The 18,806-nt window shown below is 70.3% G+C and carries 14 protein-coding genes and 1 pseudogene; 10 read left to right on the top strand and 5 right to left on the bottom strand.

Going from position 1 to position 18,806, the window contains the following annotated elements; genetic code table 11:
• Nucleotides 1-77: 77 nt before the first annotated feature.
• The 7 genes from NGJ44_RS02925 to NGJ44_RS02895 all read left to right on the top strand — a co-directional run bounded on the left by NGJ44_RS02925 (nucleotide 78) and on the right by NGJ44_RS02895 (nucleotide 8,296).
• Nucleotides 78-1,022: a TRAP transporter substrate-binding protein gene (locus NGJ44_RS02925; protein ID WP_053246792.1), complete on the top strand. Its 945-nt coding sequence runs from the start codon at nucleotides 78-80 to the stop codon at nucleotides 1,020-1,022.
• Nucleotides 1,022-1,504, top strand: a complete 483-nt coding sequence (locus tag NGJ44_RS02920; protein WP_251863064.1) for a TRAP transporter small permease — start codon at nucleotides 1,022-1,024, stop codon at nucleotides 1,502-1,504. The genes NGJ44_RS02925 and NGJ44_RS02920 overlap by 1 nt, the downstream gene beginning before the upstream one ends.
• Before the next feature lie 6 nt (nucleotides 1,505-1,510).
• Complete coding sequence (locus NGJ44_RS02915; protein ID WP_251863063.1) at nucleotides 1,511-2,794, top strand: TRAP transporter large permease; 1,284 nt, start codon at nucleotides 1,511-1,513, stop codon at nucleotides 2,792-2,794.
• A complete protein-coding gene (locus NGJ44_RS02910; RefSeq protein WP_251863062.1) occupies nucleotides 2,791-3,720 on the top strand; it encodes an HpcH/HpaI aldolase/citrate lyase family protein in 930 nt (309 codons plus the stop codon). The genes NGJ44_RS02915 and NGJ44_RS02910 overlap by 4 nt, the downstream gene beginning before the upstream one ends.
• Nucleotides 3,717-5,426, top strand: coding sequence for a thiamine pyrophosphate-binding protein (locus NGJ44_RS02905; protein WP_053246711.1), 1,710 nt, complete (start codon nucleotides 3,717-3,719; stop codon nucleotides 5,424-5,426). Before NGJ44_RS02910 ends, NGJ44_RS02905 begins: the two co-directional genes overlap by 4 nt.
• A gap of 18 nt (nucleotides 5,427-5,444) precedes the next feature.
• Entirely contained in the window at nucleotides 5,445-6,677 is a 1,233-nt protein-coding gene (locus NGJ44_RS02900; protein ID WP_053246710.1) for a Zn-dependent hydrolase, read from the top strand.
• A gap of 122 nt (nucleotides 6,678-6,799) precedes the next feature.
• A complete protein-coding gene (locus NGJ44_RS02895; protein WP_251863061.1) occupies nucleotides 6,800-8,296 on the top strand; it encodes an aldehyde dehydrogenase in 1,497 nt (498 codons plus the stop codon).
• Between the two features lie 55 nt (nucleotides 8,297-8,351).
• On the opposite strand, the gene NGJ44_RS02890 is transcribed toward NGJ44_RS02895, so the two are convergent.
• Nucleotides 8,352-9,188, bottom strand: coding sequence for an IclR family transcriptional regulator (locus NGJ44_RS02890; RefSeq protein ID WP_251863060.1), 837 nt, complete (start codon nucleotides 9,186-9,188; stop codon nucleotides 8,352-8,354).
• 138 nt (nucleotides 9,189-9,326) lie between these two features.
• Between NGJ44_RS02890 and NGJ44_RS02885 the strand changes: the two genes are divergently transcribed.
• Nucleotides 9,327-10,307, top strand: a complete 981-nt coding sequence (locus NGJ44_RS02885; RefSeq protein ID WP_251863059.1) for a Bug family tripartite tricarboxylate transporter substrate binding protein — start codon at nucleotides 9,327-9,329, stop codon at nucleotides 10,305-10,307.
• Nucleotides 10,308-10,365: 58 nt separating this feature from the next.
• Complete coding sequence (locus NGJ44_RS02880) at nucleotides 10,366-12,711, top strand: cytochrome P450/oxidoreductase (protein ID WP_251863058.1); 2,346 nt, start codon at nucleotides 10,366-10,368, stop codon at nucleotides 12,709-12,711.
• A gap of 21 nt (nucleotides 12,712-12,732) precedes the next feature.
• On the opposite strand, the gene NGJ44_RS02875 is transcribed toward NGJ44_RS02880, so the two are convergent.
• Both NGJ44_RS02875 and NGJ44_RS02870 read right to left on the bottom strand, forming a co-directional pair.
• Nucleotides 12,733-13,989: an MFS transporter gene (locus tag NGJ44_RS02875; RefSeq protein ID WP_251863057.1), complete on the bottom strand. Its 1,257-nt coding sequence runs from the start codon at nucleotides 13,987-13,989 to the stop codon at nucleotides 12,733-12,735.
• A 141-nt stretch (nucleotides 13,990-14,130) separates the two neighbouring features.
• Nucleotides 14,131-14,640 (bottom strand): response regulator transcription factor, encoded by a 510-nt coding sequence (locus NGJ44_RS02870; RefSeq protein ID WP_251863056.1) that lies wholly within the window; start codon nucleotides 14,638-14,640, stop codon nucleotides 14,131-14,133.
• Between the two features lie 86 nt (nucleotides 14,641-14,726).
• On the opposite strand from NGJ44_RS02870, the pseudogene NGJ44_RS02865 reads away from it, so the two are divergent.
• Nucleotides 14,727-16,076, top strand: a pseudogene (locus tag NGJ44_RS02865) (ShlB/FhaC/HecB family hemolysin secretion/activation protein); the annotation flags it as partial.
• A gap of 197 nt (nucleotides 16,077-16,273) precedes the next feature.
• On the opposite strand, the gene NGJ44_RS02860 reads toward NGJ44_RS02865, so the two are convergent.
• Nucleotides 16,274-17,527: a putative Na+/H+ antiporter gene (locus tag NGJ44_RS02860; protein ID WP_251863055.1), complete on the bottom strand. Its 1,254-nt coding sequence runs from the start codon at nucleotides 17,525-17,527 to the stop codon at nucleotides 16,274-16,276.
• A gap of 398 nt (nucleotides 17,528-17,925) precedes the next feature.
• On the bottom strand, nucleotides 17,926-18,708 hold the full coding sequence (locus NGJ44_RS02855; protein ID WP_251863054.1) for a fimbrial biogenesis chaperone: 783 nt from the start codon (nucleotides 18,706-18,708) through the stop codon (nucleotides 17,926-17,928).
• Nucleotides 18,709-18,806: the final 98 nt, after the last annotated feature.

Here is an 18,806-nt window from a genome sequence, read left to right as displayed (position 1 = left end):
ACCATCGCTCCTGGAGTCTCGCCATGAACCTCGTCCCCAAGAAACTGCGCGCCGCGCTGGGCGCCGGCCTGCTGTCGATGGCCGGCCTGTCGGCCGCGCCCGCGGCCCACGCCATGGACATCAAGCTGGGCCACGTGCTGGCGCCCAGCCATAGCTGGAACAAGGCCGCCGAGGGCTTCGCCGCCGAGGTCAAGGAAAAGACCGCCGGCCGCGTGAACTTCGTGCTCTTTCCCAGCGGCCAGCTCGGCAACGAAAAGACCATGCTCGAAGGCCTGCAGATCGGCAGCCAGGGCGCGGCCATCATCGGCTCGGGCTCGCTGCAGCCGATCGAGCCCAAATTCGGCGTGGTGGAGCTGCCCTACACCTGGACCAGTGCCCGGCAGGCCTACAAAGCCTATGACGGCGAACTGGGCCAGGCGCTGGCCCGGCTCGCCGAAAAGAAAAACCTGGTCATCATCTCGTGGTGGGAAAACGGCTTTCGCCACCTCACCAACAACCGCGGCCCCATCAACACGCCGGCCGACCTGGCGGGCCTGAAAACGCGCGTCACGCCCGACAAGATGCGCCTGGACACCTTTACCGCGCTGGGCGCGAATCCCGCCCCGCTGGCCTTCGGCGAGCTGTACTCGGCCCTGCAGCAGAAGGTGTTCGACGCACAGGAAAACCCGCTGTCCATCATCTACACCTCCTCGTTCTTCGAAGTGCAGAAGTACCTGTCGCTCACCGGCCACGTCTGGGGCCCGGCCAGCCTGATCATTTCCAGGCCGGTGTGGAACCGCATCTCGCCCGAAGACCGCAAGATCGTGCAGGAAGCCGCCGACAAGTGGCGCGACGCGCAGCGCAAAATGATCAGCGACAGCGACCAGCAGTACATCGCCCAGCTCAAGGAAAAGGGCATGCAGGTCAACGAGGTGGACAAGAAAGCCTTCGCGGACGCCGTGGCCCCGGTCTGGAAGACCTACTCCGCGGTGTACGGCCCGGACATCATGGGCCTGGTCCAGAAATACCGCGAGGCCCGGTAATGCTCGCCCGCCTGTCCGCCATCCTGTCGGGCATCAGCAAGGCCTTCGCCGCCCTGGCGGTAGCCTTGCTGGCGATACTGATCACCTACGTGGTGTTCGCCCGCTTCGTCACGCACAGCACGCCGCACTGGGCCGAGGAACTGCCCCGCCTGGTGCTGGTGTGGTCGGCCTTCATCGGCGGCGTGGTCTGCAGTTTCGACCGCTCCCACCTCATGGCCGGGCTGCTGCCCTTCATGGTGCACAGCCCGCGCGTGCTCGGCACCGTGGAACGCCTGAACCAGGTGCTCATCATCGCGGGCCTGGCGGCGCTGGGCTATGCGGGCTGGCAGCTTGCCGACCTGACCATGGACCAGACCCTGCCCGCGCTGGACGTGTCCGCCGGCACGGTGTATCTCGCCCTGCCCGTGGCCTGCGCCATCACCATCGTAGTGCACCTGGCGCAGCTTTTCTCCCCGGCGCCGGCCGCCCCGATCGAGGAATAACAACAGATGTCTACGGGTGCCATTTTCCTGATGGGCGTGTTCGCGGTCACGGTGCTGATCGACATGCCTATCGCCTTCGGCCTGGTGCTGTCCTGCCTGGCCTACCTGGCCGTCTACGACGCGGCGCCGCTCATGGTGGCCGCGCAGCAATACGTATCGGGCCTGGACAGCTTCACGCTGCTGGCCATCCCTCTTTTCATCCTGGCCGCGCAGCTCATGAACGGCGCCGGCCTCACGCAGCGCATCGTGCGTCTGTGCGCCGCCATCGTGGGCGACATCAAGGGCGGACTGGCGGTCGTGGCGGTGCTGGCCTGCCTGCTCTTCGGCGCGCTGTCCGGCTCCGGCGTGGCCGACGTGGTGGCCATCGGCAGCCTGCTGCTGCCCGCCATGGCGCGCAGCGGATACGACAAGGGCTTCAGCTGCGCGCTGGTGGGCAGCGCGGGCGCCGCCTCCACCATCATCCCGCCCAGCATCGTGCTCATCGTCTACGGCACCATCACGGACACGTCCGTGGGCAAGCTGTTCCTGGCCGGCATCGTGCCGGGCATCCTGCTCGGCCTGTCTCTCATCGGCGTGGCGATATGGCAGGCGCGCCGCCACGGCTGGGCCGGCGGCCAGCCCTTTAGCTGGGGCGAACTGCGCGCCGCCTTCTTCGAGGCCCTGCCCGCGCTGCTGGTGCCGGTGCTCATCATCGGCGGCATCCGCTTCGGCATCTTCACCGCCACCGAGGCGGCCTCCAGCGCCATCGTCTACGCCCTGCTGATCGGCTTCTTCTGGTATCGCACGCTGACCCTGAAATCGCTGTGGGAAAACCTCAAGTCCACCGGCGAGAGCAGCGCGTCCATCCTGCTCATCATCGGCGCATCGGGCCTGTTCGCCTGGGTGCTGGTGGCCGAGCAGGTGCCGCAGGCGCTGTCCTCGCTGCTGGTGCACTGGACCGACAGCAAGGTCACGGTGCTGCTGCTGCTCACCGTGGTGCTGCTGCTCCTGGGAACCTTCATGGAGGCGATTCCGGTCATCATCATCGTGGCGCCCGTGGTCATGCCCGTGCTGGCCCACTACAACATCGACCCCGTCCACTTCGGCATCCTGCTGTCCATCAACATGGCCATCGGCGCGAACACGCCCCCGGTTGGCGTGGACCTGATGGCGGCCTGCAAGATCGGCGGCATCAACATGATGCAGACCCTGCGCCCGCTTTCCTGGATGATGCTGGCCATGACCGCCGTCATGCTGCTGCTGACCTTCGTGCCGGAGCTGGTGCTCTTTCTTCCGAGGCACGTGCAATGACCATGCCCCGCACCCGGCGCCCCGCTCCGCTGCGCCGCACCTGGATGTTCGTTCCCGGCCTGGACGCGGCCGCCCAGGCGGCGGGCCTGGCCGGCGGCGCCGACGCGCTGGTGGCCGACCTGGAAGAGTTCACCGCCCCCGCCGACCGGCCGCTGGCCCGCCCGCGCATCGCCGCCCTTTTTGCCGAGTGCCGCGCGCGCGGCGTGGTGGCGGCGGCGCGCATCAACAAGCTCGAGGAAGACGGCCTGGACGACCTGCGCGGCATCATGCCCGGCGCGCCCGACGCGGTGCTGCTGCCGCACGCCGAAAGCGCCGCGCAGATCGCCGCGCTGGACCGCGCCATCTCGGCGCTGGAGGCAGAGTCCGGGCTGCCGCCGGGCAGCACCGAGATCGTGCCCACGCTGGAATCGGCGCTGGGCCTGTACCGCGCCTATGACATACTCAGCGCCAGCCCGCGCGTCTCGGCCTGCCTGCTGGCCGCCGAAGACCTGAGCGCCAGCCTGGGCGCCGAGCGCGGCAGGGACGGCATCGAGCTGCATGCCGCGCGCGCCCGTTTCCTGGTGGACTGCATCGCCGCGGGCCGCGTGCCCATCGACTGCCCCTTCAACTACCGCGACCCCGGCGCCCTCGAGGCCGACCTGCGCTGGGCGCGCCGCGTGGGCTTCAAGTCGAAGTGCGCCACGGTGGCCGGGCAGGTGCCGCTGATCCACCGCGCCTTTACGCCGGACGCCGCCGAGGTCGAGGCGGCCCGCGCCTGCGTGGCGGCCTTCGAGGCCCAGCGCGCCGGGCAGGCCGGCGGCCCCCGCGTCGACGCGCCCGACTACAACACCGCGCGCCGCCTGCTGGCGCGCCACGCACAATTCGAAGCCTGGACGGCCGCGCAGCAGCAAGGGGCCGCCGCTCAATCCCATGGAGACTCCGCATGACGTCAGCCGCACATCCCGAACGCAACGGCGGGCAGATCCTGATGCAGCAACTGCGCATCCACGGCGCCCGGCGCGTGTTCATGATCCCCGGCGAAAGCTACCTGCCCTGCATCGACGCGCTCAACGAGCACGCCGGCGTCATCGAGCCCATCGTGTGCCGCCAGGAAAGCGGCGCGGCCTACATGGCCGAAGCCTACGGCAAGCTCACCGGCGAACCGGGCATCTGTTTCGTCACGCGCGGCCCGGGCGCGACCAACGCCAGCATCGGCGTGCACACCGCCTTCCAGGATTCCACGCCCATGATTCTGTTCGTGGGCCAGGTCGGCAACGACTTCATGGAGCGCGAAGCCTTCCAGGAAATCGACTACCGCCGCATGTTCGGCCCGATGGCCAAATGGGTGGCGCAGATCGACCGCACCGACCGCATTCCCGAATTCATCGCGCGCGCCTTCGCGGTGGCCACCAGCGGACGGCCCGGCCCCGTGGTGCTGGCCCTGCCCGAAGACACGCTGTGGGGCCGCGCCCGCGTGGCCGACCTGCCGCGCTACACGCGCACGCGCATCCACCCGGGCGCCGGCGACATGGCGCGCATGAAAGCGCTGCTGGACCAGGCCGAGCGGCCCTTCCTGCTGCTGGGCGGGCATGGCTGGACGCGCGAGGCCATCGGCGACATCGCCGGCTTTGCCGAGCGCTTCGAGCTGCCGGTGGGTACGGCGTGGCGGCGCCTGGAATGCTTCGACCAGCGCCATCCGAACGCCGCCGGCCATGTGGGCTGGGCCATGACGCCTGCCCTGCGCCGGCGGCTGCGCGAGGCCGACCTGGTGCTGGCCGTGGGCACGCGCATGGGCGAAGCCACCACCGAGGGCTACACCCTCATCGAAAGCCCGCTGCCGCGCCAGCAGCTCATCCACGTATACCCCGACGCGGCCGAGCTGGGCCGCGTCTTCTCGCCCACCCAGGCCATCGTGGCCGACCCGGCCGGCTTCGCCGCGGCGGCGGCCGCGCTCGCGCCCGGCCATGCCGTGCCGCGCGGACAGGCGGTGCACGCCGCGCACGCCGAACTGCGGGCCAGCTGGCAGCCCCTGCCCGCGGCCGGCCCCATGAGCCTGGACGAGGCCGCCGCCGCGGCCAACGCCCTGCTGCCGGCCGACGCCTGCGTCACGGTGGGCGCGGGCAACTACGCGCTGTACCCGCACCGCTACCGCTGCTTCACCGGCCCCGGCACCAGCCTGGCGCCCACCGTGGGCTCCATGGGCTATGGCCTGCCTGCCGCCATCTCGGCCAAGCTCGAAGACCGCCGCCGCACCGTGGTCTGCTACGCGGGCGACGGCTGCTTCCAGATGAACATGCAGGAACTGGGCGTGGCCATGCAGTACCGCCTGGGCATCGTGGTGCTAGTCTTCAATAACGGCGTGTGGGGCACCATCCGCGCCCACCAGGAGCGCGAATTCCCCGGACGCGCCATCGCGCTGGACTTCGCCAATCCGGACTTCACGCAGATCATCAAGGGCTACGGCGGCCATGGCGAGGCGGTGGAAGACACCGCCAGCTTCGGGCCGGCGCTGCGGCGCGCGCTGGATTTCGCCGAGCGCGAAAGCCTGCCCGCGCTGCTGGAAATCCGCTACGACGCCGACGGCATCGCGCCTGGCGAAACGCTCACCGGCATCCGCAATGCGGCGCTGGCCCGTCGCGGCCAGGAACATTGACACATGGGAACATTGATCATGACCACTCAGCTTGCAATCAACGGAAAGCGGCTCTGGCAGTCGCTGATGGACCTGGCCCGCATCGGGGCCACGCCCAAGGGCGGCAACTGCCGCCTGGCGCTGACCGCGCTGGACGGCCAGGGCCGCGACCTGGTCACCGGCTGGATGCGCGAGGCCGGCCTGACAGTGCGCGTAGACCAGGTGGGCAACATCTTCGCGCGCCGCCCCGGGCGCGACAACAGCCGCCCGCCGGTCATGACCGGCAGCCACATCGACACCCAGCCCACCGGCGGCAAGTTCGACGGCTGCTATGGCGTGATGGCCGGCCTGGAAGTCATGCGCACGCTCAACGACGCCGGCGTGACCACCGAGGCGCCGCTGGAGCTGGCCATCTGGACCAACGAGGAAGGCTCGCGCTTCGTGCCCGTGATGATGGGCTCGGGCGTGTTCGCCCGCAAGTTCCCGCTGGAAGTGGCGCTGGCCGCGCGCGACGCCGAGGGCAAGTCGGTGGCCGACGAACTGAAGGCCATCGGCTACGCCGGCAGCGAGCCGGTGGGCGGCTGGCCGGTGGACGCCTACTTCGAGGCGCACATCGAGCAGGGCCCCATCCTGGAGCACGAGCGCAAAGTGGTCGGCGTGGTCACCGGCTCGCTGGGGCTGCGCTGGTACGACGTGACGGTCACCGGCATGGAAATGCACGCCGGGCCCACGCCCATGCCGGTGCGGCGCGACGCGCTGTACGCAGCCAGTTTCCTGCTGCAGGCCGTCATCGACATCGCGCGCGCGCACCCGCCGCACGGCCGCGGCACGGTGGGCGAGATCCACGCCCACCCCGGCTCGCGCAACGTGATCCCCGGACAGGTCCGGCTCACGGTGGACCTGCGCCACGAAGACGCACAGCGCCTGGCCGAGATGGACAGCCAATGGCGCCAGGTCTGCCAGGAAGTCGCGCGCCGCCACAACGTGCAGGTCGAGATCAAGGACGTGCAGCACTTCCCGCCCACGCCGTTCGACCCCGGCCTGGTGGGCAAAGTGCGCGAAAGCGCCGCGCGCCGCGGGCTGCCGGCCATGGACATCGTCACCGGCGCCGGCCACGACGCGGTCTACATGGCCTCGGTCGCGCCCACCGCCATGATCTTCGTGCCCTGCAAGGACGGCGTCAGCCACAACGAGATCGAGGACGCCAAGCCGGAAGACCTGGAGGCGGGGTGCAATGTGCTGCTGGATGCGATGGTGGCAAGAGCGGGGTAAGGGCCCCCGGCGCGCCTGGGGGGCGCCGTCGCGTTGCGAGGGCCGGTTTCTTGCCCGCGGCGCTGCGGCCCGTGGAGCGCACGGCGCCGTGGAAGACTGACATCTGAAAGGAAGACGGGATCATGAACCAAGACACCCAAGATTGGCATGCCAGGGCCGCTGCGCTTGAGCTGCGGGGGCAGGCGTATATCGATGGCGCGTATTGCGATGCCGCCGGCGGGACGACGTTTGAGGCGATCAGCCCGATCGACGGGCGCAGGCTGGCGCAGGTGGCGGCTTGCGGGCAGGCGGATGTGGACCGCGCGGTGGAGGCAGCGCGGCGCGCGTTCGAGGCGGGAGCATGGGCGGGGCTGCCGCCGCGCGAGCGCAAGGCGCGCCTGCAGCGGCTGGCGGCGCTCATCGGGGAGCATGCCGGGGAACTTGCCCTGATCGAGACGCTGGACATGGGCAAGCCCATCCGCGACGCCCTGGCCTTCGACCTGCCGGAAACCGCGCATTGCTATGCCTGGTATGCGGAAGCCATCGACAAGGTCTACGACGAGATCGCGCCCACCGGCCCCTCGGCGCTGGCCACCATCACGCGCGAGCCGCTGGGCGTGGTGGCCGCCGTGGTGCCGTGGAACTACCCCCTGCTCATGGCCGCCTGGAAGGTCGCGCCGGCGCTGGCCGCGGGCAACAGCGTCATTCTCAAGCCGGCCGAGCAATCTTCGCTGTCGGCCATCCGCCTGGCCGGCCTGGCGCAGGACGCCGGCATCCCGCCCGGCGTGTTCAACGTGGTGCCCGGCCTGGGCGCCGAGGCCGGCCAGGCGCTGGGCCTGCACCCGGACGTGGACTGCATCGCCTTCACCGGCTCCACGGCCACCGGCAAGCGCTTCATGCGCTATTCGGGCGAATCCAATCTCAAGCGCGTATGGCTGGAATGCGGCGGCAAGTCGCCGCACATCGTGTTCGAGGACTGCCCCGACCTGGATCGCGCCGCCCTGGTGGCCGCGCTGGCCATCTTCTCCAACCAGGGCGAGGTCTGCATCGCCGGCTCGCGCCTGTACGTGCAGGACGGCATCTACGAAACGTTCATGGAAAAGGTCGCGCAGCACGCCGCGCGCCTGCGGCCCGGCGATCCGCTGGACCCGGCGACCGCCATGGGCGCCATGGTGGACGAGCGCCAGATGCGCGGCGTGCTGGCCCGCATCGAGGCCGGCCAGGCCGAGGGCGCGCGGCTGCGCCTGGGCGGACGGCAGGTGCGCGCCGAATCCGGCGGCTTCTATATCGAGCCCACCATTTTCGATTGCCCAGCGCAGGACAGCGCCCTGGTGCGCGAAGAGATCTTCGGCCCGGTGCTGGCCGCGCAGCGCTTTGCCACCGAGGACGAGGCCATCGCCCTGGCCAACGATTCCGCCTACGGCCTGGGCGCGGGCCTGTGGACGGCCAACCTGGGCCGCGCGCACCGGCTTTCGCGCCGGCTCAAGGCCGGGCTGGTGTGGGTCAACTGCTATGCCGACGGCGACATCACCGTGCCCTTCGGCGGCGTCAAGCAATCCGGCTTCGGGCGCGACAAGTCGCTGCACGCCCTGGACAAGTACTGCGACCTCAAGACCACCTGGATCGACATCACGGTCTAGGGCGCGTCCACACCGGGCGTGACCGGGCCGCGCCGCGCGGCCGTCGGCGCGGCGCTCAGCCCGCTACCGGCCGGAAGCCCAGCGCGGCGCTCGCGGCGGCCGCCTCGCGGCGCACCGCCGCGGCAATGGGGCCGTCCGGCGACGCGTCGAAGCCGCCGGTGGCGCCCAGCGCCGTCAGCACGGCGCACGGCCTGCCGGCATAGTCGAACAGCGGCGCCGCCACCGCGCTGATGCCGGGCAGGTTGGTGTCGACCACGCAGGCGCAGCCCGCCGCGCGCACCTCGCGCCGCAGCGCGCCCACCGGATCGCGGGCATCGAGGCGCCGCCGCGCGGCGGACGCCAGGGCGTCCAGCTCGGCCTGGGCCAGCCGGCGCGCCTCGCTCTCGTCCAGCGCGCTCAGAAAGGCCCGTCCCGTGGCCGACCACAGGAACGACAGCACCGAGCCCATGCGCACGTTCACCGTCACCGGCAGCCCGGGCTCCTCGAACCGCACGATGGTCGGCCCCTTGTTACCCATGACGGCGATGAAGCAGGTCACCGCCAGGCTCTCGCGCAGGCGCACCAGCATGGGCTCGGCGATGCGCACCGGGTCGGCCTGGCGCAGCGCCGCCAGTCCGACGAACATGGCTTCGCGCCCCAGCAGGTACTGCTGGGTGGCGGGATCCTGCTCGACCAAGGACTCGGCGATCAGACTCATCAGATAGCGGTGCACCTTGGCCGGGCTTTCGCCCACCTCCGCGGCCAGCGCGGTCAGCGAGGCGCGCCCGCCCAGCCGGGCCAGGGCCTTGAGCATGCCCATGCCGGTTTCGGCCGCCTGCACCCGCTGGCGGCGCTCGCGCGGACGGGCGGCGGGGACGGGGCTCGCGGGCGAGGAAGGCGCGGATCTGGGCATGGGAGCGGCGTGCGAAAAAAGGAAGAAGCATACCGGCAGCGGCCGCCCCCGGGTTATTCCCAATGGGCTGGCTGCCACATAATTTACGCATAGCGTATATGATTTACGCAAATACAAAAACCTTCCGGAGACAAGTCCATGCGTTATTTCCGCCGCATTCTTCCCGTCCTCGCCCTCGCCCTGCCGGTCGCGGCCGCCACCTGTGCGGCCCGGGCCGGCGAAGCCTATCCCTCCAAGCCGCTGCGCTGGGTGGTGCCGTATGCCGCGGGCGGCGGCTCCGACTTCCTGGCCCGCACCATCGGCCAGGACCTGTCCCAGCGCATCGGCCAGACGGTCGTGGTGGACAACAAGCCCGGCGGCAATACCGCCATCGCCGCGGCCGAGACCGCGCGCGCTCAACCCGACGGCTACACCATGCTCTCCGCCGACAACGGCACGCTGGTGTTCAACCCGGCGCTCTATAAGAAGCTGTCTTACGATCCGGTCAAGGACCTGGCCCCCGTCACGCTCATGGGCCGCTTTCCCATGATCCTGGTGGTGGGGCCCGCCCTGCCCGTCAACAACGTGCAGGAGTTCGTCCAGGCCGCCAAGGCCAAGGACGGGCTGAACTACGCGTCGGCCGGCGCGGGCAGCCCGCACCATCTGGCCATGGAACTGCTCAAGGTCGAAGCGGGGCTGAATCTCACCCACGTGCCGTACCGCGGCGCCGCGCCGGCGCTGACCGAAGTCGCCGGCGGCCAGGTGGCCGCCATGATGGTGGACCTGGCCGCCGGCGCGGGCTTCATCAAGGGCGGCAAGGTCAAGCCCATCGCCGTGGCCAACCCCACGCGCCTGGCCCAGCTGCCCGACGTGCCCACCTTCGCCGAAGCCGGCCTGAAGAACGTGGAAGCCGCCGCGCTGGTGGGCGTCGTGGTGCCCGCCGGTACGCCCAAGGCCACCATCGCCACCCTGAACAAGCAGGTCGTGGCCTCGGTCAACGAACCCGCCGTGCGCCAGCGCCTGGTGGAATTCGGCATCGAGCCGGTGGGCGACACCCCGGAGCAGTACGCCGCCCTGCTCGCCAGCGAGCGCGCCCGCTGGCAGAAGCTCATCACCGACCTGGGCATCAAGCTCGATTGACGCCTTCCGCGGCCCGCCGGCGCGGGCCGCCCTGTCTCACGCCTTGCCGCCACGCATCATGAACCAAGCGCCTTCCCCCGCCGCCCGCGGCTGTCCCGTCGACCACGCCGCGCTGTCCGCCCTCTCTCCCACCGGCTGCCCCGTCAGCCCGCGCGCCGCCGAGTTCGATCCTTTCGGCGACGGCTACCAGCAGGACCCGCCCGCCTACGTGCGCTGGGCGCGCGAGCAGGAGCCGGTTTTCTACAGCCCCAAGCTGGGCTACTGGGTCGTCACCCGCTACGACGACATCAAGGCCATCTTCCGCGACAACATCACTTTCAGCCCCTCGATCGCGCTGGAGAAAATCACGCCTACCGGCCCCGAGGCCAACGCGGTGCTCGAATCCTACGGCTACGGCATGAGCCGCACGCTGGTCAACGAAGACGAGCCCGCGCACATGCCCCGGCGCCGCGTGCTGATGGAGCCGTTCACGCCCGAAGAGCTGCGGCACCACGAACCCATGGTGCGCCAGCTCACGCGGGAGTACGTGGACCGCTTCATCGACGACGGCCGCGCCGACCTGGTGGACCAGATGCTCTGGGAAGTGCCGCTCACCGTGGCGCTGCATTTCCTGGGCGTGCCCGAAGAAGACATGGACCTGCTGCGCAAGTATTCCATCGCGCACACCGTCAACACCTGGGGCCGGCCCAAGCCCGAGGAACAGGTCGCCGTGGCGCATGCGGTGGGCAATTTCTGGCAGCTCGCCGGACGCATCCTGGAGAAAATGCGCCAGGATCCGTCCGGCCCGGGCTGGATGCAATACGGCATCCGCAAGCAGAAGCTGCATCCCGAGGTGGTCACCGACTCCTACCTGCATTCGATGATGATGGCCGGCATCGTGGCGGCGCACGAAACCACCGCCAACGCCTCGGCCAACGCCATCAAGCTGCTGCTGCAGCATCCGCAGGCCTGGCACGAGATCTGCGAAGACCCCTCGCTCATTCCCAACGCGGTGGAGGAATGCCTGCGCCACAACGGCTCGGTGGCCGCGTGGCGCCGGCTCGCCACGCGCGACGTGGAAATCGCCGGCGTGAAGATCCCGGCCGGCTCCAAGCTGCTCATCGTCACCTCGTCGGCCAACCACGACGAAAGCCAGTTCGCCGACGCCGACCTGTTCGACATCCGGCGCGACAACGCCAGCGACCAGCTCACCTTCGGCTACGGCTCGCACCAGTGCATGGGCAAGAACCTGGCGCGCATGGAGATGCAGATCTTCCTGCAGGAGCTCACCCGCCGGCTGCCGCACATGAAGCTGGCCGAGCAGCGGTTCACCTATGTGCCCAACACCTCGTTCCGCGGCCCCGAACACCTGTGGGTGGAATGGGATCCGGCCGCCAATCCGGAGCGCGCGCGCCCGCAGGTGCTGGCCGAGCGCCACCCCGTGCGCATCGGCGAACCCTCCACGCACGCGATCAGCCGCACGGTGCAGGTCGAATCGGCCGACATCGTGGCCGACGGCATCCTGCGCCTGCGCCTGGTTTCGCCCGATGGCAAGCCCCTGCCGCGCTGGACGCCGGGCTCGCACATCGACGTGGAATGCGGCGACACCGGCATGTCGCGCCAGTACTCGCTCTGCGGCGACCCGGCGCGCGCCGACATGCTGGAGATCGCCGTGCTGCGCGAAGACGAGGGACGCGGCGGCTCGCGCTGGATCCACGACCACGTCAGGCCCGGCGACCGCCTGCGCATCCGCGGGCCGCGCAACCACTTCCGTCTCGACGAAAACGCCCGGCGCCTCATCCTCATCGCCGGCGGCATCGGCATCACGCCGATCAGCGCCATGGCGCGCCGCGCGCAGGAACTGGGGCTGGACTACGAATTGCACTACAGCGGCCGCAGCCGGTCTTCGATGGCGCTGGTGGACGAACTGGCGGCGCGGCACGGCGACCGGCTGCGCCTGCATGTCCGCGACGAAGGCACACGCGCCGACTACGCGGCCCTGCTCGCCGCGCCGCAGGCCGGCACCCAGATCTATGCCTGCGGCCCGCAGGCTTTGCTGGACGCGCTGGCGCAATACTGCGCCTCCTGGCCCGAAGATGCGCTGCGGGTGGAGCATTTCCATTCCACGCTGGGCGCGCTGGACCCGGACAAGGAACAGCCCTTCGAAGTCACGCTCAAGGATTCGGGCCTGACGCTCGCCGTGCCCGCCGACCGCACGCTGCTGGCCACGCTGCGCGCGGCCAATATCGACGTGCAGAGCGATTGCGAAGAAGGGCTTTGCGGCTCCTGCGAAGTGCGCGTGCTCGAAGGCCGCGTCGACCACCGCGACGTGGTGCTCACGCGGGCCGAGCGCGACGCCAACGACCGCATGATGGCCTGCTGCTCGCGCGCCTGCGGCGGCGGCAAGCTGGTGCTGGAGCTCTAGGGCCGGCCGTCGAAGGCCATCCTAGCCGGCGGCGGCCGGCGCGGCCGGTCCCCTGGGCAGGCTGGCCACGGCCATCTGCACCAGCCCGGCCGCCAGGCCGATGCCGGCCGCCAGCTGCCACGCCAGCGTGTAGCTGTGCAACATGTCGTAGACCAGCCCTCCGCCCATCGCGCCCATGAAGCTGCCCAGCTGGTGGCTGCAGAACGCCACGCCCACCAGCATGGCCTGCCAGCGCAGCCCGAACGTCTCGGCTACCCAGCCCGACACCAGAGGCACCACGCCCAGCCACAGAAAACCCATGATGGCCGCGAACACCAGCGTGCCGCCGGGCGTGGGCAGGGCGTGGAAGAACCAGACGATGGCCGCCGAGCGCAGCGCGTAGATGCCGCCCAGCAGCACCTGTTTGTTCCAGCGCCCGCCCGCCCAGCCGAAGAAAAGGCTGCCCAGCGCGTTGAAGCCGCCGATGATGGCCAGGGCCTGCGCCGACAGCATCGGGTCCATGCCGCACAGGTCCAGGTACGTGGGCAGGTGCGTGGACAGGAAGATAAGCTGCATGCCGCACACGAAGTACGCCACCGCCATCACCACGAACGGCAGGTTGCGCGAGGCGGCGCGCAGCACGTCGCGCGCCGTGGCTTCGCGGCCATCGGGCATGGCGGGCGCGGGCGGCCGGGGCAAGGCATCCACCTTGCCCGCGAACCAGGCGGCGGGCAGCATCGCCAGCGCCAGCAGCGCGAACGCCGCGCCGCCCATGCGCCAATCCGCCTGCTGGATGACGTGCTGGCCCAGCGGCGCCGCCAGCATCGCGCCCACCGAGCCGCAGGACGACACGATGCCCAGCACCAGGCTGCGCAGGGCCGGAGGCACCGGCCGCAGCGAGGCGGCCATGGCCACCGCGCTGCCGGTACAGGCCATGGACACGCCCACGGCCAGGCCCGCCCCCAGCAGCACGCCCGGCAGGCCGTCGGCGAACGTGAACAGCAGCATGCCCAGCAGGTACAGCGCCGAGCCCGCCATCATCAGCGGCCGGAATCCGTGGCGCGTCACCAGGGCGCCCGCGAACGGCTGCAGCGCGCCCCAGGTGAGGTTCTGCACCGACACGGCCAGGGTGAAATCGCTCACCGAAATGCCCAGGTCGCGCGTGAGCGGCGGCACGAAAATGCCCAGGCTCTGGCGCAGCCCCATCGACAGGCTGAGCATGAGGGAAGCGCCGATCAGGATGGGCAGCGCGGGACGCAGGGCGGACCAGGAGGAAGCGGCAGGCGGGGCGGGCGGCATGAGACGTAGGCATCCGGAACGGGAATGGGCGCGGACACGGCGCGCCCGCGCAGCCGGACCGGCCCGCGGGCCTGCCCGAAAATCCCAAAATATGATGTCACAAAATCAATATCTGGGCTACGGAAAAATCCGACCGCGGCCTCAGGCCCGCACCTGTGCCCTGCTGTAGAAACAGCAGCCGCTGTTGCGCAGCGTCTTGACGGGCAGCGCCTGCCCGCTGATCTCCTGCACGCGCCGGCGCAGCCTGCGCATCTGCGTGTCCAGCCGGCGCTGGTCGTAGTCGAGATAATCGGCGCCCAGCGCCTCCACGATCTGCCGGCGGCTGATGCCCGCGCCGGGCCGTTCCATCAGGCAGCGCAGCACCAGCAGGTCCTGCTGCGACAGCGGAACGGCCGGCGCGCCGGGCACGCGCAGCCGCCGCGGGCCGGCTTCCAGCACCCATTCCGGCTCGGCCGCCTGCAGGGCCGGCCGGTCCAGGCCCAGCCTGCGCACGAGCGAGGCCAGGACTGCCGCCAGCTCGTCCAGGTCGCAGCCCTTGCCCAGATAGTGGTCGGCCCCCAGGTTCAGCCCCGCGATGCGGTCGGCGCCGGTATTGCGCGCCGAAAACAGTACGATGCCCACCTGTTCGCGCGCGCCGCGCAGCGCGCGCACCAGATCCAGCCCGCAGCCGTCGGGCAGGCCGATGTCGATGACGGCCAGCCAGTGCCGCGCCGCGCCCGCTCAACCTCGACAGCCCGCTGCCCGCGCCGGCCCGGCCCGGCGGACCCGAAGTCCGCATCTCGCGCATCGACCTCGCCGGCAACAGCGTCTATACCGCGAGCCAGCTGCTCGCCCGCCTCGGCAACTACCAGGACCGCACCTGTGATCTGGCGGGCCTGCAGGAGCTGGCCTACCCACTCACGCGCTACTACCGCGAAACCGGCTACCCCTTCGCCCGCGTCTGCCTGCCGGCCCAGGACCTGCATGACGGCGTGCTGCGCCTGCAAGTGCTGGAAGGCCGCTACGGGCAGGTGCGCGCCGAGGGCGACCCGAAGCTGGCGGCCGCGGCGCAGGACTACCTGCGTCCGCTGCGCGGCGGCGAAGTCATCGAAAGCGCGCCGCTGGAACGCGCCGCGCTGCTGCTGTCGGACCTGCCGGGCGTGACGGCCACGCCGTCCATCCGTCCTGGCCCGGATCTCGGCGCGGGCGATCTCCCGGTCCAGGTCCAGCGCGGCGACCGCGTCAATGGCAGCGTGGGCCTGGACAACCAGGACAACCGCTATACCGGGCAGTACCGCGCCAACGCCAGCCTGGCCGTCAACAGCCCCTTCCTGGCGGGCGACCAGATCACCGTGCGCGCACAGGGCACCAGCGAAGACCTCTACTTCGGCGACGTGGGCTACAGCCTGTCGCTGGGCAGCGCCGGCCTGCGCGGCCAGGTCGGCTACGGCGATACCGGCTACCAGCCGGGCAAGGACTTCAGCGACCTGGACGCGCGCGGCACGGCGCAGGTGGCCAGCGCGGGCCTGCGCTATCCGCTCGTGCGCTCGCAGTCGCGCAACCTGACCCTGGGCGTGGACTTCCAGCACAAGAAGCTGCGCGACGACTACCGCGCCGCCGACGTGCGCCAGAACAAGTCCAGCAACCGTGTGCCCTTCCGCGCCCAGTTCGACCTGCGCGACGGCCTGGGCGGCGGCGTCACCTACGGCGCGCTGAACTGGACGGTGGGGCACCTGAACCTGGGCGGAGCCCTGGCCGAGGCGGACAGCCTCACGGCCCGCAGCGCTGGCCATTTCAGCACGGTGAACCTGGACATTGCCCGCCTGCAATCGCTGGCGCCGCGCTGGAGCCTGTACGGGCGCTTCGGCGGGCAATGGACCCGCGACAACCTGGACTCCTCCGAGGATTTCGGCCCGGGCGGGCCGGCGGGCGTGCGCGCCGATCCGGTGGGCGAAGGCTATGGCGACCGCGGCTGGCTCACGCAGATCGAGCTGCGCTACGCGGCCGGGCCGGTCACGCCTTTCCTGTTCTGCGACGCCGGCCGTGTGCAATACGCCGCCCGGCCCTGGCAGCCGGGCGAGAACTTCCGCCGCATCGCCGGCGCCGGCCTGGGCGCGCGCGTGGCCGTGGGGAGCTGGCGCGCCGAGGCCACCGCGGCCTGGCGCACCGACGGCGGCAAGCCGGAGTCCGACAGCCGCGACCGCAAGCCGCTTGTCTGGGTGACCGCGCAATACGTGTTCCAGTCGTGTTCTGGTCGTGTTCTGGCGGTGGCCGCCGCGGCCCGGCGCCGGGATGCCGCGGCGCGTCAGAGCAGGAACAGGGCCGCGGCGGCCACCGCCGTGGGCGCCAGCGCGCCCAGCAGCAGGCCGCCCATGCCCACCGCGCCGTTCTGGAACGCCCCCCGCAGCAGCGCCACGCCGGCGGGATTCGGCGCATTGGCGATCACGGTCAGCCCGCCGCCGGCCACCGCGCCCGCCACCAGCATGTACTTCGACGCGTCCGAAATGCCCTCGATGAGCGAGCCCAGGTAGGTCAGCGCGGCGTTGTCGGTAATGGCCGTCAGGCCCAGCGCGCCGAAGAAGAGCGCCACGGGCTGCAGCCCGCTCACGATGGGCTGCAGCCACCATTGCTGCATGCCGCCCAGCACCACCAGTCCGGCCAGGAAGAATCCCACCAGCAGCGCCTCCTTGATAATGAGCCGGTTCTGGCTGGCCGGATACGCCTGCGTATAGCCCAGGAAGAACAGGAACAGCCCGAGGAACACAATCGGGTGGTGCGCCGCCAGCACCACCGCCACCAGAAAAGCCAGGTGCACCGCGATAACCACTGGCGACACGCGCGGCGACTGCTGCCCCCGGCCCATCACGTCTGGCGCGCGCAGATGCGGACGCAGCAGCAGCGTCGCGGCGGTGGCGTTCACGAACACGGCCAGGGCGGCCTTCCAGCCGAAGGCTTGGAACATGAAGGCGCTGTCCCAGCCCCAGGTGGACGCCACCATGAGCACCGGCGGCGCGGCGTAAGACGTCAGCGTGCCGCCCACCGATATGTTCACGAACAGCACGCCGATCGCAACATACTTGAGCCGCTCCGGCATGCCGCGGTGGAACACCTGCGGTCCCAGCATCAGCGCCGCGATCGTCATGGCCGCCGGCTCGGTGATGAGCGAGCCCGCCAGCGGCACCGCGCTCAGGCACAGCCAGGCCTTGGCCGTGGCCGGAGGAACCGGCAGCAGCCGCGCCAGCCCTTCCACGCAACGCATCACCGCCGTCAGGACGGGCAGCGACGCGGCGATCACCATCACCACGAACACGAAGGCTGGCTCCGTGTAGTTGCGGGTTTCCGCATAGCGCAGCGCCTGGCCGGATGTCGCGGCCAGCGCCATTGCGATCAGCAGCACGCCGGCCCAGAAGCCGAACACCACCTCCACCTCGCCCAGCAGATGCAGCAGCCCGCCGTGCCGCTTGCTGCGATGAGCCGCCTTGAGAAACAGCGGCGCGCAAAACGTATGCAAGAGGGCCACGGCGAAAATTACCGCCGCGATAGTGTCCAGTTCGACCACGTTCTATTTCCTTATTGTGTGCGCATGCCTCCGCCCGCGCCCGCCGGCGCGAGGCTGTCCGGAGACGGCCGCGCCGCCCCGGATTGCGAGCCCTGTCGACGCGATGCCTGGATGGATAGGAGAAAGCCGGCCGCACGGGGCACGCCCGAGGCGCTGGCGCGCCAGCGGACCGCGCGCGAAACCGCGGACGATGAGCGCGTTGATCCTGACGCGTATCGCCCTGGACGCTGCCGGCAGCGCGGCGGACGGCGCAGGGAAACAGCGCCCTGCCGTCGGCCGCGTCCAAGTGTAGCAGCCGGCGCGGCCCGGCCTGACTTGATTCCGCCTGACTTGATTCCGCCTGACTTGATTCCGCCTCGCGCGGCCCGGCCTCACGCGGCCCCGCCGCGTCCAGCCGTTCAGTTCTCTCCGGCCTGGGCGGCGGATTTCCGGCCGGCCTGCAACTGCACGCGGTAAGGCCGCGGCAATCCCGAATCGCCGATGTACTGGTACGTCAGCACCGAGGCCGCGGGGCAATTCAGCTCGGCCAGCGCGGCCTCGGCCAGCGGGGCCACCATGATATGGTTCAAGGGCTCCCCGCACGGCCCGCCCTGCGCGTCCAGGGCCTGCACTTCGGTCATGGTCGTGTAGAACAGCGTGGGATTGGACACCACCACGGCGGCGCCCGCCGCGCCCGACGCCTTGCGGAGCTCCCAGCCCAGCTTCTCGGGCACGTCTTCGACATGCTCGGATGCGAAGGCGGGCCGGTAGAACAACTTGAACCGATGGCGCAAGGCGACCGCCATCGAGTTATGGTGCGGCTCGGTGATCCGGGGCACGCCGGTCGCGCTCAACAGGAAAAACGACTCGCGGTCGCGCGGCAGGCCCGAGCCCTGGAAATAGATCTCCACCGCCTTGGACTCGTGCGGCTCCAGGACCAGCATCGGCCGGCTCACCGCCAGCGGCACATCCTCGCTGGCGCGGCCATCGCCCCAGTCGATCGTGGTCTGCACCAGCATCGGAATATTGCTGTCATTGGAGATCAGCATGGTTTCTTTCTTGCGCCCTTCCTTGAGCACATAGCGGGATCCTCCGCCGAACGACAATCCGCCCTCGACGGAGGCGGCCGAACCCGGGCCCGAGGCGAGGTCCGACGCCTGGACCGATGCGCCCAGCGCAAGCAGGGCAAGCCCCGCCAACAAGCAGAAACAAAACGGTTTCGAGAAAGTGCGGCACATAACAGGAACAGGAAATGGGATTGGAGAATCGGGAAAGGACAAAGGGAAAACGCGCGGCGGCA

Origin of the sequence: Achromobacter sp. Marseille-Q4962, from assembly GCF_943737005.1 — a bacterium.
GTDB lineage: Bacteria > Pseudomonadota > Gammaproteobacteria > Burkholderiales > Burkholderiaceae_B > Achromobacter.
Note: the sequence above shows the minus strand (reverse complement) of the source record. Positions and strands in the feature narration are given on the sequence as shown.

Coding starts and splice junctions, on each gene's coding strand:
- NGJ44_RS02925 (WP_053246792.1), top strand. CDS start 78: ATGGCCGGCCTGTCGGCCGCGCCCGCGGCCCACGCCATGGACATCAAG.
- NGJ44_RS02920 (WP_251863064.1), top strand. CDS start 1,022: ATGCTCGCCCGCCTGTCCGCCATCCTGTCGGGCATCAGCAAGGCCTTC.
- NGJ44_RS02915 (WP_251863063.1), top strand. CDS start 1,511: ATGTCTACGGGTGCCATTTTCCTGATGGGCGTGTTCGCGGTCACGGTG.
- NGJ44_RS02910 (WP_251863062.1), top strand. CDS start 2,791: ATGACCATGCCCCGCACCCGGCGCCCCGCTCCGCTGCGCCGCACCTGG.
- NGJ44_RS02905 (WP_053246711.1), top strand. CDS start 3,717: ATGACGTCAGCCGCACATCCCGAACGCAACGGCGGGCAGATCCTGATG.
- NGJ44_RS02900 (WP_053246710.1), top strand. CDS start 5,445: ATGACCACTCAGCTTGCAATCAACGGAAAGCGGCTCTGGCAGTCGCTG.
- NGJ44_RS02895 (WP_251863061.1), top strand. CDS start 6,800: ATGAACCAAGACACCCAAGATTGGCATGCCAGGGCCGCTGCGCTTGAG.
- NGJ44_RS02890 (WP_251863060.1), bottom strand. CDS start 9,188: ATGCCCAGATCCGCGCCTTCCTCGCCCGCGAGCCCCGTCCCCGCCGCC.
- NGJ44_RS02885 (WP_251863059.1), top strand. CDS start 9,327: ATGCGTTATTTCCGCCGCATTCTTCCCGTCCTCGCCCTCGCCCTGCCG.
- NGJ44_RS02880 (WP_251863058.1), top strand. CDS start 10,366: ATGAACCAAGCGCCTTCCCCCGCCGCCCGCGGCTGTCCCGTCGACCAC.
- NGJ44_RS02875 (WP_251863057.1), bottom strand. CDS start 13,989: ATGCCGCCCGCCCCGCCTGCCGCTTCCTCCTGGTCCGCCCTGCGTCCC.